Genomic DNA, 17872 nt, shown 5'->3' with positions numbered 1-17872 from the left:
CGTTTCTTGTTGTGTGTTTCGGTGTATTAAGATTGTAAAGAAAGCTTATAGTAGTAGATAGCCAAATCGTCTTGTCCGGTTTCTGTAAAATAAGCGGCCAGTTCACTTGCATAGGTCCGTACATTGAACTTATCGCCTTGTTCCAGAAAGAATGCAATTCCTTCTGTCCAAACTGTTTCAAAATTGGCGCGATCAACAAACTTCTTGTGCAGCATGGCAAATTCCCACTTAAATATGTCGTCCTTCTCGGTGATGCTCAGCTGGAAGCCCTCCTGATAGGCTTCCACTGCCTTGTCATGTTGTCCAGTTTTCCAGTATGAGCTTGCCAAGAGGAATAAAGTCTTCAAATAGGCAGGATAAGTCCGATATTTCCGGGCAGCTGTTAAATATGGAATAGCTGCTAAAGGCATTTGCTGTACAGCATATAAGTATCCGATATTATGCTGAATCAAAGCAGCCAGGGCGCCTTCCTTTTCAAAATCTGTATGAGAAAGGGCATCATTCAAGGTGTTCTCTGCATGCGTGAACTCTTTCTGATCAATAAGGTTCAGCCCTCGCATCAAAAGACTGCGTGCAAGCAGATACCGGTAATCGGGGTGTTTTTCGAATACTTTCACAGCATATTCCGTATGTAAAACAGAAAGAGAGGAAATATCCAAGTAGAAATAGGTCATCGCTTTGCGGAAGTGGAAATCACCTTGTTCCACTTCATCGTCAATAGAGGAGAGATATTCCTCTGCCTGTTCAAACGAAGCAAGTGCACACATATATTCCTTTTCTTCTCCTAGACGCATTCCTTCTGCAAGATGATAATAATAATGTAATGCTGGTACAAAAGCATGCTTATATTTGCCTGCTTCCTCATGAAAATGTTTACTTTTCTTCAAATCTGAAACCAATACATGAAATCTGCAGGAGAGCAGTAAATAAACGATGTAAAGCAAATCCTGCTGCTTCAATTCCTCTACCCGTTCTGACAGTTCATGATACATATCCGATGCTTCCTGCCGCTTCCCAAGCCGGATATGCATATACCAATCCTTCATAGCCGCCGTCAAATCCTGATCTATTACGAGTAAACTACTATCCATACGCGTCCCCTTTATCGTCGTCTTTCGTTATATTTTACCATTTCCGTCGAAATTTGTAGATGAAGATGCATTAAAATGTAAATTACAAGAAGATTACATATCGAAAGAAAGGGGAAAGTATGTACAATATCTCAGGAAGAGCGTGTATAATACTGCTATAGATAGAGACGAAAAATTCACAGTAAGGTGATGAGTGACATAGCAAGCATGGAAGAATTGCAGCAGGAAAATGAACAGCTGAAGAAGAAACTTGCAGAATATGAGGGAATGATCAAGGATTTATCGGCACCGATGATTCCATCTATCGTACCGAATACGATACTTGTTCCGCTGACTGGTACATTTTCTGTGGAGCGTTTCACATATATACAAGATAAAATTGTAAACAGTGTCGTTAATGTGGATGCAGACACAGTCATTATTGATCTTACCGGCATCAATTACTTGGATATAGATACAATAGGCTACAGGGAACTTAGTGCCAATATAAAGAATCTGACAGAGGCGCTGAAGCTGATGGGCGTCGAAACCATATTCGTCGGCTTCTCAGCTAAATTGGTACAAAAGCTTGTCCTTTCCAATTCGGGATTCCAAGGATTCAAGTCGTATTCCACCTTCCGCGCAGGCCTTAAAAGCTTGTTGAAGCAAAAGGGTATGGAGATTAAGGAAATTGATAAATAAGCCAGCGTAGAGCTCTCGCAAATCTGAGGGCTCTTTTTCTATACTTTTCCATTATATTGACAGATTTCTTACAGTTGCTTTATCAAGGTCGTAATAGGAGCTTAACCGCTTACTTTCTATCTTATTTTTTTGATATAATGCGAGGTAATCAAAGGTATTTATAAAGTAAGGTGATGATCATAAAAAAACTGAAGAACATCCTATTCTTCCTGCTTGGAACCATTTTCTTGGGCTTTGGAATCGCAGGGATCGTTTTGCCGGTACTGCCTGGCGGCCCGTTCTTGATGGCAGCAACATTCTGTTATGCAAAAAGCTCCAAACGAATTGATGATTGGTTTAAAAGCACCACTTTCTATACAAAATATGTACTTGCAATCAAAGAAAACAAAGGGATGACCCTCAAAGAAAAAATCCGCATCAATATAATCGCGGATGCTTTCATCCTGTTTTCTGTATTATATATTGATATATGGCTAGTGAAGATTGTGTTGATTATACTTGGTCTGATAAAGCATTATTATTTCATAAAGAAAATTAAAACGATTAAGCCAGAGGAAGTTAGCGGCGTTAAGAATCGCGCATAGCGTTTATAGATAAAGAGAAGGACCGTTTTCAATGGAAAACGGTCCTTCTTATTTTATCTTGTTCCCGACCGCTATCCATCTGCCATCTATATCTTCAAAAACAAACTCCTTATTACCATAGTCGGTCACCATTAAAGGGCGGACAATGTTAATTCTTTTCTCTGCGAACTCCTGCAGCATGGCTGCCTGCTTTTCCGTGATGAAATACGCATCATATCCGTAGCCATACTGTATACGGTTTGGGAAGATTTTATCCAGAACAGACTGCGTCAAAATGAGTTCGATGGTATCACGGTACAAGCATATATGCGGTTCTGCACTATTAAGATAAGGAACAGACTGGAATCCTAATTTTTCATAAAAAGCTGCAGTTTCCATTATGTCAGGACATGGGAAAATCTGCAGGACATGTGAAAAGGATGCTTGTGTCATGAGGACACACCAGCAGGATAAACAAGTTTAGTTTGAAGTAATGTGTGTTTGATATGTAAGGTATTCATGTTCTTTCCTCCTTCATTTATCTATACGCTTTTTTCTGTTTCTTTTCCTTCTGCTTTATCTGTATAAGAGTGATTTTCAAATAACAACCTTTTCCATATATATTTCGTATAAACGCTATCAGAGCCAAAGGAGGATAAGTATGGCAAACGCGTTACTCATAATTGGTGGTATTGCAATCATAAATGGTGGAATATTTACGGGTGCTCTAACTAGTGGTCCAGCAGCGTGCGAACTATCATACCGAGACGAAGGAAGATAGATTGTTGCGGTTTAAGAACGGAAGAATTGGTTGGAGTGCTGGTGATAATCTTGGCAATATTTCCTTATTGGCATCTATGCCGTTTCAATCAAAAGCAGAGATGAAGAAGTTTAGGAGGATTTAAACTTATATTATGCTCGGATTCTTTATCACAGCTGTTTTAATTTATACTGTACCCGTAGCTTTCTTGTTTTAAATAAGATGGATCGGTCTCAAGCAGCGGGCTACAATGTATTGAACGGTGTTCAAACTATTATCATGCTTGTACTTGGACTTATCATCATGGTGACTGCTGTCCGTAATTGGCTGCAAAATTGGAATCGACCAGATGTAGCGTTGAGAAGAGAGTCTGTATAAAAGGGGAAAGACCGGTCATTCATACCGGTCTTTTTGTTTATAAAAAAATATTGGGAAAAGCCTGTTGACAGATGAAATTAATTTGATATATAATTATCTCGAATTCGAGATAAAAAACCACTTCTAGTAAGCGCCTATTTTTTTAGCCTAATGTCTCGAATTCGAAATAAATGGTTGGATGATATTTTTTTAATCATATATCTCGAATTCGAGGTAAGTGGCGTAGGGCGATTTAAAGGGTTAGTGAAAGAGCGGAGAGCGGCAAGTAACATTCTTCCAAACAACCAGATTACCAAAAATGAAATGGATGAAAGCAAAGACCAGAAAACCAAGAGGATATCAAAGACCTGTTAGTGAATTTGTTAGTTATGAATAGAAAAAAAGGAGTGAACAGAAATGACAAAACAAACGCAAGGAATTCACCACATTACAGCAATTGTTGGCCATCCACAGGAAAATACAGATTTCTATGCTGGTATATTAGGGCTTCGCCTCGTGAAAAAAACTGTGAACTTCGATGATCCAGGCACATACCACCTTTACTTTGGAGATGGAAAAGGGAAGCCAGGCACGATCATTACCTTCTTTCCTTGGCCGAACGCATACCAGGGCAGAATCGGCGACGGTCAAGTGGGCGTTACATCTTATGTAGTACCAAAAGGCGCACTTTCTTTCTGGGAAAACAGACTGGCGAAGTTTGATATTGCTTTTGAGAGAACGGAACGCTTTGGCGAGACATATTTGCAGTTTGATGATGTACACGGATTGCATTTGGAAATCGTGGAAAGAGAAGAAGGGGAAACGAATACATGGACGTTTGGCGAAGTGACAGCGGAAGTTGCAATCAAAGGGTTCGGCGGAGCTACACTTTATTCTAAGCGCCCTGGTGCAACAGGACAGCTTCTCGAGCAAATGGGCTTGGAGAAAGTTGGAGAAGAAGGCGAGTATGTCCGCTTCCGTGCAGCTGGTGACATCGGGAACGTAATCGATATCAAACAGACAACAAGCGGAAGAAGCCAAATGGGAGTTGGAACTGTACACCACATCGCATGGCGTGCGAGTGACGATCAAGATCAGCTTGATTGGAGCAGCTACGTAGACAGCTTGGGTTATGGCGTTACACCTGTCCAGGACCGGAACTATTTCAATGCCATCTACTTCCGCGAGCATGGCGAAATCCTCTTTGAGATCGCAACAGATCCTCCAGGATTCGCGATTGACGAAGCACAGGAAGCGATGGGTGAAAAATTGATGCTGCCTGCGCAATACGAGCAGCACAGAGGGAAAATTGAAAATCACGTCCTGCCGTTTGAAGTAAGAGAATTGGATTAAGACTGCAGAGGAGAAAAATCAAATGAGCTTTCTAACTAAACTATTCGGAAAAACAAAGGAGAATGAAACAATGGAAAACGTTAAATTAGCAGTAGTGTATTACAGCATGGGCGGCACGAACTATCAGATGGCAAAATGGGCAGAAGAAGCAGCAAAAGAAGCTGGCGCAGAAGTAAAAGTACTGCAAGTACAAGAACTCGCACCACAATCCGTCATTGACGCTAACCCAGCATGGAAAGCACAAACTGAAGCAACGAAAGATGTACCTGTCGCATCTTCTGCAGATTTGGAATGGGCTGACGCTATCATCTTCAGCGTACCGACACGCTTCGGCAACATGCCATCTCAGATGAAGCAATTCCTTGACCTTCAAGGAGGTCTATGGGCAAATGGCAAAACAATCAACAAAGTAGTCAGTGCCATGACATCTGCACAAAACCCGCACGGCGGACAAGAAGCAACATTGCTTTCCCTATACACATCTATGATGCACTGGGGAGCAATCATTGCAACACCTGGCTACACGGATCCTGTATTGTTCGCAGCTGGAGGAAACCCTTACGGCACAAGCGTAACAGTTGGCCAGGACGGAAAAATGATTGAAGATGTAGAAGCAGCTGTAAAGCATCAGGCTAAGCGTACAGTGTCTGTTGCAGAGTGGGTTAAAAAAGGAAATCAATAATTAGGAAAGGGACACTTCGCTTAATGAAGTGTCCTCTTTTATTATCATTATTTGCTAATTTCCACACCCATTTGTCTTCTAGCCTGATCGAGTATCTCGATTGTGATAATTGAATTTTCCCATGTATTGATAGATGACTGTTGTTTATTATTTTGGATAAGCTGAATGAACTCAGCGATTTCGTAGTACATAGGGTCATATTTTTGCAGTCTGCTTATGTCTTCACTAGTTCCGTCCGGATAATGTATTTCAGCTTTCTTTGGACTGGAGATATGGTGAATGACAATCGTACCTTTTTCGCCGATAATTTCAGTAGGAAGATAGGAGTTCGTGATGCAGGAGAACATGACACTCGCTTTGACTTCTCCATAGTCAAGCAGCATATGCCCTTGTCCATCGACACCCGATTCCAAAAGGGTGCCAGTCGCTTGTATAGATGTTGGTCTGCCGAACAGCGCAACCAATGGTGCAATGGTGTATACACCAAGATCCATTAAAGCCCCGCCAGACAATGCTGGATTGAACAGATTTGGCAGTGATCCGTTTTTCAAATCATCGTAGAACGTTGAGTAACGGCAGCTTGAAGAAAAATAGGAGCGTACAGGACCGATTTTATGCAGATGTTCTTTAACTGCTAAGAAGTTCGGCATAAAGGTGGATTTCATCGCTTCCATGAGAACGACACCTTCCTGTTCTGCCTTTTTGATCATATGTGATACTTCCATGCTGTTGGAGGCAAAAGGCTTTTCGCAAAGTACATGCTTGCCATTTTCCATAAATAATAAAGCCTGTTCCGCATGTAAAGCATTGGGGCTGGCTATGTAGACGGCGTCTATTTCCTTATGCTCAGCCATCTCGCTGATATCGCTAAAAGCGAGTTGAAGCTGATGCTTCTCCATAAATGCTTGTCCTTTTTCTTTCGACCGGGAATACACTGCTGTGATGTTGAAATCCTCATGCTGTTTACCAGCTGCAATGAATCTCTCCGTAATCCAATTTGTCCCGACAATACCGAATCTTATCATGCGTCCACATCCTTTTTAGGGCGGTATACTATTTCTCTTATAAGACAATATTACTTCATATCCGTGTGAAATAGCAGAGAGATCTTTGACTAGAGTGACGGTCGAACAAATTTTAGGCCCTTATAAGGAATTAAATGAGAGGTTAGGGTGACTTATATTGAAAATCACAGCAGCAGTTACACATGCACAAGGAGAAGATTTCAAGATAGAGGAAGTTGACTTGCAGGAGCCAAAAGCCAATGAAGTATTGATCAAAGTTGTGGCTTCTGGTGTTTGTCATACAGATGCAGTAGCAAGAGATGCAGGGTTATCACCTTTTCCAGTAGTACTAGGCCATGAAGGATCCGGTATTATTGAGAACGTGGGGAGTGGTGTACGCAATTTTGAGCCTGGTGACCATGTGGTTTTATCATTCGCATCATGCGGTGAATGTGAAAATTGCTTATCTGCACACCCGGCAGCTTGTGTCCGATTCAATGAATTGAATTTTGATGGCAAGATGGAGGACCATACACATCGTCTGAGCCAGCATGACCATGTGGTTTCTACATTTTTCGGGCAATCTTCCTTTGGTACATATGCCATTGTGAATGAGCGTAATGTTGTCAAAGTAGACAAGGATGTTGATCTGGCACTGCTTGGACCGCTTGGCTGCGGAATTCAAACAGGGAGCGGTACCGTGTTGAATAAATTGAAACCAGAATTCGGTTCAACAATCGCCATTTATGGCTGCGGAGCAGTTGGTCTAAGTGCTGTCATGGCAGCAAAAATTGCTGGGTGTGAGCGAATCATTGCTGTGGATGTACATGACAGGCGATTGGAGTTAGCGAAAGAATTAGGCGCTACAGATGTATACAATGGCTCAAAAGTGGATGTAGTCAAGGAAATCAAGGCTATTACAAACGGCGGAACCAACTATGCGATTGATACAACCGGTGTACCTCCAGTTGTCCGCCAGTCCTTACATGCACTTCGTCCGCTTGGAATAAGTGCTGTCGTAGGGGTGACCCCAACAATGGAGATAGATGTGCACAATGACATCATGGCTGAAGGAAAAGCAATGATTGGTGTCATTGAAGGAGACGCGGTACCGAAACTGTTCATTCCAAAACTGATCGATTACTATAAGAAGGGATTATTCCCATTCGACAGGCTGGTGAAGTTCTACGAGTTTGACCAAATCAACGAAGCATTTGCTGACTCTAAAGCTGGCGTTGCATTGAAACCGGTGTTGAAGATTGGCTGAAGAATTCCTTCTGAGAGTCAAAGTTCATTAAGTAGGTTGGAATGATAAACAAAGAACGGACATCTGTTTCATATGATGTCCGTTCTTTCACTCAATATGGTGCCAGCTTCTTTTAATGCTTAATTATCTTTTAGTAGAAATACTGCGCTGCCAAGATCGGTTGGCTTTTCTGTAGTAACATGATGATTTGCATATCCGACTAAGCTACTTATCACAATAGTACCCATCAGTACCAAAGAAAAAATAACCTTCTTCAAACAAATCCTCCTCTTCTCAAGTAAGAGTCAACAGATAGTATTTCATTGCAAGATCATGCTGGTTCTTATCTGCATAGTATTGAGCTAGTTCTTTCGAAAAAAGCCTGACATTATAAGTATCCTCTATTCTTTGAAAATAATTTATCCCCTCCTGCCAGACTATTTCAAAATTCAGCCTGTCTTCATATTTTTTATGCAGCATTGCGAATTCCCACATCTTTGTCATATTATTTTCTTCAATGCTGGCTTGAAATCCTTCTTTATAAGCTTCTATAGCTTTCGAGGGTTGATTTGTTTTCCAATAACAATCGGTTAATAAATATAGAATCTTTAATTGGATACGTTTTTGATTCCCTTGCAGTGCTGCATGAAGATAGGAAATCGCTACTGCTGGCAAACCGCGTTTCACATAAAGCACGCCAAGGTTAAGATTTGTAGAGGAGATAAAATTTTGATTTTTGTTCTTCTTAAAAATTGTTAACGCCTTGAGAAGAGTTTTTTTGGCTAAGTCGTAGTTGAGTTGATCTACGTAATTCATTCCCTGCAGCATCTGTGTCCGTGCCAGCAGGAACTCCAGTCGTTTAGAAGTTTTAAATACCTTGGCAGCTCTTGCGCAATGAAGAACAGACAGATTGGTAATATCGAGAAAATAGTAGGTCATGGCTTTCCGAAGGTGGAATTCACCTATTGCTATAGGATCCTCTAGCTGTTCAATGTAAGCCTCAGCTTCCTCATAATACTGAAGTGCTTTTTGGTAATTCCCTCCATCATAGAATAAAATGCCTTTTGCCAAGTGCAGAAAATACCAGTGGATATCACGGAAGTGGTCTTTGTGTGCTTTTGCATTATCAAGCGATATAGCGCTATTTACAGCATCTTTATGCATTAGGTAATAGCGGCTCTCAAACAGGTAATATGTGATAAGCGTCTCGTCATCAAACTCGTTAAGATGTTTCTTAAGCTCTAGATGGATCGAGGCAGCGGCGTCTTTTTTATCCAGTTGTATACTAACGGACAAATTATCCATTAGAGCTGCAAAATCGAGGTGATCCGAGAGATTCCGTCCCATACTGAAAGCTCCTTTAAAATAATATTATCGAATATAATTCTACCATTTTATGTCGTTTATTGGATTGGAGGACTTGGGGGATGAAGGAAATATTATGTAAGGTTAAAGTATTTCATATCCTGGTGAAGAAATAAAGGTACATATAACTTAGGAAAAGCTCTCCTTTTTAGGAGAGCTTTCATTATACTGACATGATTATTCCGCTTTACCATGCAACAGAAAATGCAGAACGATGAGAAATAAGCCGATTATCCCTGCAATGATTGGAAACCATAGAGAACCTGTATGGTAGTACCCTTGCATCACGTCTTCTTCAAACAATATAACTTCATGTGGAAAAGCCCTAGAGAACAAATCAACGAAAAAGAACATAACAAATGATATGGTAATGAAGATGATTCCAGAAATAAAGTACATGGATTTGAATCCTCCCTTTTGGCGTCTGTGCGTCAGAATTCCGCATAAGCATGCCCATTGAATTAGAGCGCTACTTAGTATGAAGATTGTCATAATTTATGAATAAGATTTAGTAAATCGGACAGCTATTCCTTCATAAAAATACTATATTTTTTTTATGTAAAAGCTTGTTTTGGAAAACAGATAAATTTGTATTTTGATAGAATCTTATAAGAATCGGCGCCTTTCCTGCAGGAGGCGTCGTTTTGTGTTAGCCTATTTAATCAAATCTTTACAAGAAACGTAATTAGAGAAAACCTAGGTTTGTTACATTTATATTAGGGTACAAAGAAGTGATAAAACTGCTTATGTATGTTAATTATTTTAGACCAACACCTCCAATACTGAAATCAACTTCGATTTGGTAAAGCCCTGCAGAACATCTGTAATGATGCGGACAGCATTTGAATCTTCATCATTATACATTTTATGGGAATACCTGTGAAATTCATTCTGGAATTCTGAGTTCTAAAAAACGTTAGGGATTAGATGAAAATGATTATTTAAGATGACAATCAGGCTATTATTCTAAAGATGCGGGGTGTAGTATGATCAAAGATACGTTAGAAATTTTAAGTCAGTTCATTTTCTACATAGGATTATTATTTACACTGGTATTCGTTTACAAAGTTGTCTACATAATTGTTGCCTTTAAGGCAAGAAGAAGCAAGAATTCAGGAGATAAAGAGATGCCTCTCCGTAAATATGCTTTCCTGATCCCAGCTCGAAATGAAGAACTTGTTATCGGGCAGTTGATTCAAAGTATAAAAAACCAGAATTACCCGAAGGAATTGTATGATATCTTTGTCATTGCTGACAACTGTACGGATAATACAGCTCAGATTGCCAGGGAAGCCGGAGCAATCGTCGCGGAACGCTTTAATGATCAGCTGGTTGGGAAGGGATATGCGCTGAAGCATATGCTGAACATCATTGAAAGGGATCATCCATCTAACAATTACGATGGATACTTTGTTTTTGATGCTGACAATCTTCTTGATGAGAATTACATATTTGAAATGAACAAAACATTTAATCAAGGGTACAGGGTCATTACAAGTTATCGAAATTCCAAAAACTATGATCAGAATTGGATTACGTCTGGATATGCGCTTTGGTTTTTGTATGAAGCGGAGTTCCTTAACCGTCCGAGGATGTTTCTTAACACAAGTTGCGCCGTTTCGGGAACAGGGTTTCTAGTAAATGCGGATGTCTTTAAAGAGAATGGCGGCTGGGTTCATCATCTGCTGACGGAAGATATCGAATTCACGGTCGCTCAAATTATCAAAGGTGAAAAGATTGGGTATTGCAGCAGCGCAGTATTTTATGACGAACAGCCTTCTACATTCAGTCAGTCATGGAAACAGCGGTTGCGTTGGGCAAAGGGCTTTTACCAGGTATTCATGAAATACGGTAAAGAACTGTCCTATGGCATGTTCCGCGGAAAGGGAAATAGATTTTCATGCTTTGATATGATGATGACGGTTCTCCCAATAGTGATTGTGTCTATTCTCTGCCTAATTGGTAATGTATTGATACTTTTACTCGTATCATTAGAAGGAAAAGGATTGTTCCAAACCTATCTAGCAGGGGGAGCTTTAGGGGTTCTGTGGGTATATGGATTGCTATTTACGCTTGGTCTTATTACAACCATAATGGAGTGGGATAAGATTCGTTGTCCGAACTGGAAAAAAATCGCTTATCTATTCACATTCCCACTCTTTCTGTTTACCTATCTGCCAATTTCCATCGTGGCGTTGTTCAAGAAAATTGAATGGAAACCAATTCCGCATACAGTTGTGAAATCTCTTGATGATCTGCGTCAACGGTCTTGATTTAAATGCAGAAAATAAAGTCTCAAACTGAATAATGGATACAAAAATCCCCCTCCATTTTTTGATAGAGGGGGATTTGGTTTTTCCACTTACTTAATTGCTTTGCTTACTTTTAACTTTTTCCCTTTAACTGTTGTATTCTCCATGGCTTGTAAAACGATGGAGCCCTTTCCATTCAGAATATCAACATATGACATTTGATCCTGGATGGTTATGATGCCGATATCCTCTGCTGTAACTCCAGGGATTTTTGCGATCGTTCCAACAAAGTCAACCGCACGAATTTTCTTCTTTTTACCACCGTTAAAATGGAGTTTCATGATATCTTGATTGATTCGGGCGGTTTTATTATTTTTCACAATGCGTCTGCTGCTAAGTTTTTCTTCAAAAGCAGCTTTTCCTGCAACAACTTCTGGTTTACTAGGAGCTTCTGCAGCAGGTAAGTCGAAGCCAATATACCGCTCAACTGCATGGATGAATTTCCCTTCATAAGGAGTTGAAAACGTGATGGCTTTTCCTTTGTTTCCGGCGCGGCCGGTTCTGCCAGTCCGGTGTACATAGGCCTCCTTTTCCATTGGAACATCATAGTTGATGACAAGTTTTACATTATCAATATCAATACCTCTTGCAGCTACATCGGTGGCCACCAAATAGCGGAATTTCCCCAATTTGAAACCTTCCATAACAGCAAACCGGTCTTCTTGTTCAAGTCCTCCATGCAGTCTCTCACAAGGATATCCAGCTTCATTCAGCTCGCTATAAACAGTCTCCACATGTTCTTTTGTCCGGCAGAAAATCATGCAGCTATCTGGATTTTCAACAACTGTGACATCTTTTAGAAGGGAAAGCTTATCTTCTTCTCTTACTTCAATTAAAGAATGTTCAATGGTATCGGCAGTCACTCCTGTAGATGCAATCTCAATGCGAGCAGGATCTTTCATATATTTAAGGCAAAGATTTTCAATATCCCTCGGGAAGGTAGCAGAAAAGACCATTGTTACCCGTTCTGAAGGCAATTTTTTTATAATCGCCTCCACTTCTTCGATGAACCCTTTATTCAGCATCTCATCAGCTTCATCGATAATAAGGTACTTTATTTGATCCAAAGCTAGGGTTTCTCTTTCAATATGGTCCATGACCCGTCCAGGTGTACCAACGACTACGTGCGTTTTTTGATTCAATTCATCCTTTTGTTTCTTAAAAGGTTCTTTACCATAGACGGCAACTGCTTTGATGCGTTTAAACCTTCCGATATTCGTGATATCTTCGCGGACTTGAACCGCAAGCTCCCTAGTTGGTGTAAGAATTAAAGCCTGTGGTTTTTTCTCTTCCCAGACAACCATCTCAGAAACGGGAATGCCAAAAGATGCCGTCTTGCCGCTTCCGGTTTGCGCTTTTACGAGAAGATCCTTATTTTCCAATGCTAAAGGAATGACTTCACTTTGTACTTCAGTTGGAGTTTCGTATTTTAACACAGTTAGAGCTCTTTTTATTTCTTCACTTACATGATAATCCGTAAAACTGCTTTTACTCATTATTTGACCTCGTTTTTTGTTTTTTCATCATGTGTATAGTATTTTTTTTAATAAATAATATATGCATTATCTGAATAGGCTTTATTATACTTGAAAAGTGCGGGAAGAATTGCTTTTATATCAAGTTTTTAAATAGTTACAGAATAGAAATGTTATCAACTTGTTCTGCGAGTTTATGTGGCAGAAGTATACTGTGCTTACTCCAAGTACTTTTTGCATAAGGAAGTAATACGTGTATAATATTTTTTAATAAAAGAAATGGGGGAGAGCAAGTGGTACAATCTATCAATACAAAAGTCGATTTAGTTGTTGATGCAACCTCACATAGAATGTCTGAATATGGAAAGATCATGATCGGAGATAAGGGGTTTGAATTCTACAATAATCGGGATGCACGCAAGTTTATCCAGATTCCTTGGGAAGAAGTAGACCTAGTGATTGCTTCTGTCCTGCTGAAAGGGAAATGGATTCCGCGGTATGCCATCAAAACGAAACGGAATGGAACATATACTTTTTCTTCTAAGGATCCAAAGAGAGTTTTCCGGGCAATTCGTGAGTACATCGATCCGAATCATATGGTAAAATCATTAGGTTTCTTTGATGTCATCAAGCGCGGTGTAAAGAGTAAGGTGAAAAAGTAGGCATATTTTAATTTGTTACCTGGTAGAAATGAACTAAATTTTTGAGTTTTGAGTCTTGTAAGGAAAAAAACGGTGTGCTACAATATTTTTGGAAGCTCACTAAAGAACTCAAGTGCTTTATTTTTTTAAACATAATTAAAGCGCTTGCAAAATAAAATTAAATAGCCATCGCAATTATTTTTACGTGTTACTGATTCGATCAGGCATGAGTAAAAAAGTTTCGATTAAAGCGAAGAAGGGGTCCTTCTATACCTATGCCTTCCTTTAATCTGCTTTTTACTCATGCCTTTTTTATTCTCATTTGTCGAAAATGTAACCATCTTAGATGAGCTGCCATTTTTCTGTAAGCTTTCACAATACTACTAAATAGGAGGTAAAAAGATGGTAGGAATTATCATTGCCACACATGGTGAATTCGCCACTGGTATCCTGCAATCCGGGACGATGATCTTCGGAGAACAGAAAAATGTAGAAGCTGTTACATTGATGCCTAGTGAAGGACCTGCTGATGTAAAGTTAAAAATGGAAAAAGCGATTGCCTCTTTCGACAATCCGGAAGAAGTATTATTCTTAGTCGATCTTTGGGGCGGCACGCCGTTCAACCAAGCTAATAACTTGATTGAAGGACACGAGGATAAATGGGCGATTGTTGCTGGTCTGAACCTAGCAATGCTGATTGAAGCTTTTGCATCGCGTTTCTCCATGGAAACTGCGCATGAGATTGCATCAAAAATTCTAAGCACTGCAAGAGAAGCGGTTCAAGTAAAACCGGAAGCATTAGAACCAGCAGCTCCTGCTGCAGCTGCTGCGGCAGGGCCATCCAATACGGGTGCTCCGGGTACATTCAAATACGTATTGGCACGGATCGATACGCGTTTGCTTCACGGTCAGGTAGCGACTGCTTGGACAAAGAATACAAATCCTACACGTATCATCGTCGTATCTGATGAGGTAGCAAAGGATGATCTTCGTAAGAAATTGATCCAGCAGGCTGCTCCTTCAGGTGTAAAGGCGCACGTTGTTCCGATTAATAAAATGATCGAGCTTGCAAAGGATGATCAGCACTTTGGCGGTCAGCGCGCACTGCTTCTTTTCGAGAACCCGCAGGATGCGCTAAGAGCAGTAGAAGGCGGCGTTCCACTCGACACAATCAATGTTGGTTCGATGGCACACTCACCTGGTAAAGTGCAGCCGAATAAGGTTCTTGCCTTCAGCCAGGACGATATCGATACGTTTGCGAAGCTGAAAGAAAAGGGTCTCAAATTCGATGTGCGTAAAGTGCCGGGCGATTCAAAAGGCAATATGGACGACATTTTGAAAAGGGCCCAAGCGGAATTAAACAAACAAAGGTAATCCTGACTATCAGACAAAAAGGAGGATGAATGATCATGGATTTGACGATGATTCAAATCATATTAGTTGTTATCGTGGCATTTTTAGCCGGTGTCGAAGGAATCTTAGATGAATTCCACTTCCACCAGCCAATCATTGCTTGTACGTTAATCGGCTTGGTTACAGGAGAAGTAGTTCCATGTCTTATACTGGGCGGAACCCTTCAGCTGATCGCTTTAGGCTGGGCAAACATTGGGGCGGCTGTAGCACCGGATGCTGCTTTGGCGTCGGTTGCATCTGCAATTATCTTAGTTTTAGGTGGTCAAGGTGAAGAAGGTGTTACTTCTGCAATCGCGATTGCAGTTCCACTTGCAGTTGCAGGTTTGCTTTTGACAATCATCGTTCGTACGCTGGCGACGGGTATTGTGCATCTGATGGATGCGGCAGCGAAGGAAGGTAACTTCAGAAAAATTGATATGTGGCATATCATCGCAATCATTATGCAGGGTCTGCGTATTGCGATCCCGGCTGCATTGATTGTAGCGATTGGCGCAGCACCGGTTAGGGACTTGCTTACAGCGATGCCAGCTTGGCTGACAGACGGTTTGGCAGTCGGCGGAGGAATGGTAGTAGCGGTTGGTTATGCAATGGTTATCAACATGATGGCGACAAGAGAAGTATGGCCATTCTTCGCGATTGGTTTTGTATTGGCTACAATCCCGTCCATCACACTTTTGGGTCTTGGCGGTATCGGTGTAGCACTTGCACTTATTTATCTAGCACTTACGAAACAAGGCGGTTCAGGTGGTGGCGGTAACGGAAACACTGGTGATCCGCTAGGCAAAATCATCGATGACTATTAAAAAGGAGGAGGAGAAAAAATGGCTGAACAATTGAAGTTATCCAAAAAAGATCGCGTTGCTATTTGGTGGCGTTCCACTTTCATTCAAGGCTCCTGGAACTACGAGCGTATGCAAAACGGCGGCTGGGCATTTTCCATGATTCCCGCAATCAAAAGATTATATAAAACGAAAGAAGACCGTGCTGCAGCATTGCAGCGTCACTTGGAATTTTTCAATACACATCCATACGTTGCTTCACCGATCATCGGGGTAACGTTAGCGCTTGAAGAAGAACGTGCTAATGGTGCACCAGTTGATGACAAAGCTATTCAAGGTGTTAAAGTCGGAATGATGGGACCACTTGCTGGTATCGGTGATCCAACCTTCTGGTTCACAGTGAAACCGATCCTTGGTGCATTGGCTGCTTCTCTTGCTTTGACTGGTAACATTCTCGGCCCGATTCTTTACTTTGTTTTATGGAACCTCATTCGTATGGGATTCACTTGGTATACACAGGAGCTTGGCTACAAAGCGGGTTCCAAGATTACCGAAGATTTATCTGGCGGCTTGCTGCAGGATATAACCAAGGGCGCCTCGATACTCGGGATGTTCATATTAGGGTCACTGGTAAACCGATGGGTTTCCGTCGCGTTCGCACCAACTGTATCGGAAGTTCAGCTCGACGAAGGTGCTTATATTGATTGGGATGAACTACCAGAAGGCTCGGAAGGCATCAGGACGGCTCTGGAACAGCAAGCCGCCGGGCGATCATTAAGCGATACAAGTGTAACGACCTTACAAGATAACTTGGACAGCTTGATTCCTGGTTTGGCTGGACTATTGATCACATTGCTTTGCATGTGGCTGCTTAGAAAGAAAGTTTCCCCGATTGTCATGATCCTTGGATTGTTCGCAATCGGTATTGGCTTCCATGCAATCGGCTTAATGTAAGAAGTAATTCTATATGAAATAGAGAAGTACCTCCTGGTATGATGAACTTATCCATCCCAGGGGGTGCTTTTTCATACGACAACGTGGAAGTAGTCGCAGAAAGTCCGTCGCTTAAAGTTGATCTCGTACATAACATTACATTTTAGGAGGCTGCTAATGCTTACTATCGGTTATATCGGAAACGGAAAAAGCACAAACAGATATCATCTGCCATTCGTACTGCAAAGAGAAAATATAAAGGTAAAGACGATTTATCGAAGAAATCCGGATCGTGACAATTGGGATAAGATTGCAGGGGTGAATTATACTTCTGATTTGGATGAACTACTAAGCGACAAAGACATTCAACTCATTGTAATTTGCACAAAACATGACAGCCATTACGAATACGCAAAAGCTGTATTGGAACATAACAAACACTGTTTAGTCGAAAAGCCTTTTATGGAAACCTCGGAACAAGCAAAAGAAATATTTGCATTGGCTAAAGAGAAGGGATTGCTTGTGCAGGCGTATCAAAACAGACGATTTGACAGTGACTTCTTAACCGTTCAAAAGGTTATTGAGGAAGGGAAATTGGGGGACTTGCTGGAAGTGGAAATGCATTATGACTACTATCGCCCCGAAGTACCCGAGTCTGCTCATTCCTTTGATCCAGCTGAGTCCTATTTATATGGACATGGCTGCCACACATTAGATCAGGTTATCAGCTATTTCGGCAAGCCAGATCATGTCCATTATGATGTAAGACAATTATTGGGACAGGGAAGAATGAACGATTACTTTGATTTGGATTTATATTACGGCACACTAAAGGTATCGGTAAAATCCAGTTACTTCAGACTGAAAGAAAGACCAAGCTTTGTTGTTTATGGCAAAAAGGGAAGCTTTGTGAAACAAACAAAAGACCGTCAGGAAGAACATCTAAAGCTATTTTATATGCCGGATAACAAGGATTTTGGTGTCGATACATTAGACCATTATGGTGTAATGACTTATATCGATGAAGACGGTACAATCCACGAAGAAAAAGTGAAATCTGTAGATGGGGATTATGGCAGGGTCTATGACGACTTATATGAAGCTGTCATAAATGGTAAAGATAAAACCATTACGGATGAACAGACTGTGCTGCAGATGGAGATGCTGGAGACTGGGGTTAAGGACTTACAGTAAAATATACGCTTCAAGTTCAAAAG

At 40.9% G+C, this 17872-nt stretch carries 19 protein-coding genes; 12 read left to right on the top strand and 7 right to left on the bottom strand.

Annotated elements, in window-relative coordinates:
• Positions 1-26 precede the first annotated feature (26 nt).
• A complete protein-coding gene (locus tag SFC25_RS01290; RefSeq protein ID WP_411213539.1) occupies positions 27-1091 on the bottom strand; it encodes a response regulator aspartate phosphatase in 1065 nt (354 codons plus the stop codon).
• Between the two features lie 189 nt (positions 1092-1280).
• On the opposite strand from SFC25_RS01290, the gene SFC25_RS01285 reads away from it, so the two are divergent.
• Positions 1281-1772 carry an STAS domain-containing protein gene (locus tag SFC25_RS01285; RefSeq protein WP_411213538.1) on the top strand — a complete coding sequence of 164 codons (492 nt, stop codon included), beginning with the start codon at positions 1281-1283 and terminating at the stop codon, positions 1770-1772.
• A 173-nt stretch (positions 1773-1945) separates the two neighbouring features.
• Positions 1946-2356 carry a YbaN family protein gene (locus tag SFC25_RS01280; RefSeq protein WP_411213537.1) on the top strand — a complete coding sequence of 137 codons (411 nt, stop codon included), beginning with the start codon at positions 1946-1948 and terminating at the stop codon, positions 2354-2356.
• Positions 2357-2404: 48 nt separating this feature from the next.
• Here the strand turns inward: SFC25_RS01280 and SFC25_RS01275 are convergent, their stop codons facing one another.
• Positions 2405-2788 carry a VOC family protein gene (locus tag SFC25_RS01275; protein WP_411213536.1) on the bottom strand — a complete coding sequence of 128 codons (384 nt, stop codon included), beginning with the start codon at positions 2786-2788 and terminating at the stop codon, positions 2405-2407.
• Between the two features lie 562 nt (positions 2789-3350).
• On the opposite strand from SFC25_RS01275, the gene SFC25_RS01270 reads away from it, so the two are divergent.
• The 3 genes from SFC25_RS01270 to wrbA all read left to right on the top strand — a co-directional run bounded on the left by SFC25_RS01270 (position 3351) and on the right by wrbA (position 5487).
• The gene (locus SFC25_RS01270) at positions 3351-3473 is read left to right on the top strand and encodes a hypothetical protein (RefSeq protein WP_411213535.1); all 123 of its coding nucleotides are present in this window, start codon (positions 3351-3353) and stop codon (positions 3471-3473) included.
• A 396-nt stretch (positions 3474-3869) separates the two neighbouring features.
• Positions 3870-4805, top strand: coding sequence for a ring-cleaving dioxygenase (locus SFC25_RS01265; protein WP_411213534.1), 936 nt, complete (start codon positions 3870-3872; stop codon positions 4803-4805).
• A gap of 70 nt (positions 4806-4875) precedes the next feature.
• A complete protein-coding gene (gene wrbA / locus SFC25_RS01260; RefSeq protein ID WP_093880963.1) occupies positions 4876-5487 on the top strand; it encodes an NAD(P)H:quinone oxidoreductase in 612 nt (203 codons plus the stop codon).
• Positions 5488-5534: 47 nt separating this feature from the next.
• On the opposite strand, the gene SFC25_RS01255 is transcribed toward wrbA, so the two are convergent.
• A complete protein-coding gene (locus SFC25_RS01255) occupies positions 5535-6512 on the bottom strand; it encodes a Gfo/Idh/MocA family protein (RefSeq protein ID WP_411213533.1) in 978 nt (325 codons plus the stop codon).
• Between the two features lie 157 nt (positions 6513-6669).
• Here SFC25_RS01255 and SFC25_RS01250 point away from each other — a divergent pair, with 157 nt between their 5' ends.
• Positions 6670-7758, top strand: a complete 1089-nt coding sequence (locus SFC25_RS01250; protein WP_411213532.1) for an NAD(P)-dependent alcohol dehydrogenase — start codon at positions 6670-6672, stop codon at positions 7756-7758.
• 119 nt (positions 7759-7877) lie between these two features.
• Here the strand turns inward: SFC25_RS01250 and SFC25_RS01245 are convergent, their stop codons facing one another.
• From SFC25_RS01245 to SFC25_RS01235, 3 genes are all read right to left on the bottom strand, one after another.
• Complete coding sequence (locus tag SFC25_RS01245) at positions 7878-8015, bottom strand: hypothetical protein (protein ID WP_411213531.1); 138 nt, start codon at positions 8013-8015, stop codon at positions 7878-7880.
• Between the two features lie 16 nt (positions 8016-8031).
• Positions 8032-9084 carry a tetratricopeptide repeat protein gene (locus tag SFC25_RS01240; RefSeq protein WP_411213530.1) on the bottom strand — a complete coding sequence of 351 codons (1053 nt, stop codon included), beginning with the start codon at positions 9082-9084 and terminating at the stop codon, positions 8032-8034.
• A gap of 195 nt (positions 9085-9279) precedes the next feature.
• Complete coding sequence (locus SFC25_RS01235) at positions 9280-9501, bottom strand: hypothetical protein (RefSeq protein WP_411213529.1); 222 nt, start codon at positions 9499-9501, stop codon at positions 9280-9282.
• Between the two features lie 728 nt (positions 9502-10229).
• On the opposite strand from SFC25_RS01235, the gene SFC25_RS01230 reads away from it, so the two are divergent.
• A complete protein-coding gene (locus SFC25_RS01230) occupies positions 10230-11375 on the top strand; it encodes a glycosyltransferase family 2 protein (protein ID WP_411213528.1) in 1146 nt (381 codons plus the stop codon).
• 89 nt (positions 11376-11464) lie between these two features.
• Here the strand turns inward: SFC25_RS01230 and SFC25_RS01225 are convergent, their stop codons facing one another.
• Positions 11465-12910, bottom strand: a complete 1446-nt coding sequence (locus SFC25_RS01225) for a DEAD/DEAH box helicase (RefSeq protein ID WP_411213527.1) — start codon at positions 12908-12910, stop codon at positions 11465-11467.
• Positions 12911-13182: 272 nt separating this feature from the next.
• Between SFC25_RS01225 and SFC25_RS01220 the strand changes: the two genes are divergently transcribed.
• The 5 genes from SFC25_RS01220 (at position 13183) to SFC25_RS01200 (ending at position 17849) form a co-directional block, all read left to right on the top strand.
• A complete protein-coding gene (locus SFC25_RS01220) occupies positions 13183-13551 on the top strand; it encodes a DUF956 family protein (protein ID WP_411213526.1) in 369 nt (122 codons plus the stop codon).
• A gap of 381 nt (positions 13552-13932) precedes the next feature.
• On the top strand, positions 13933-14904 hold the full coding sequence (locus SFC25_RS01215; protein ID WP_411213525.1) for a mannose/fructose/sorbose PTS transporter subunit IIA: 972 nt from the start codon (positions 13933-13935) through the stop codon (positions 14902-14904).
• A gap of 41 nt (positions 14905-14945) precedes the next feature.
• Positions 14946-15746: a PTS mannose/fructose/sorbose transporter subunit IIC gene (locus SFC25_RS01210; RefSeq protein WP_245840394.1), complete on the top strand. Its 801-nt coding sequence runs from the start codon at positions 14946-14948 to the stop codon at positions 15744-15746.
• An 18-nt stretch (positions 15747-15764) separates the two neighbouring features.
• Positions 15765-16676: a PTS system mannose/fructose/sorbose family transporter subunit IID gene (locus SFC25_RS01205; RefSeq protein ID WP_411213524.1), complete on the top strand. Its 912-nt coding sequence runs from the start codon at positions 15765-15767 to the stop codon at positions 16674-16676.
• Positions 16677-16832: 156 nt separating this feature from the next.
• Positions 16833-17849, top strand: coding sequence for an oxidoreductase (locus SFC25_RS01200; protein ID WP_411213523.1), 1017 nt, complete (start codon positions 16833-16835; stop codon positions 17847-17849).
• The last annotated feature ends 23 nt before the right edge of the window (positions 17850-17872 follow it).

Origin of the sequence: Terribacillus saccharophilus, from assembly GCF_046592595.1 — a bacterium.
GTDB lineage: Bacteria > Bacillota > Bacilli > Bacillales > Amphibacillaceae > Terribacillus > Terribacillus saccharophilus_C.
This window is presented reverse-complemented; position numbering and strand designations above follow the sequence as displayed.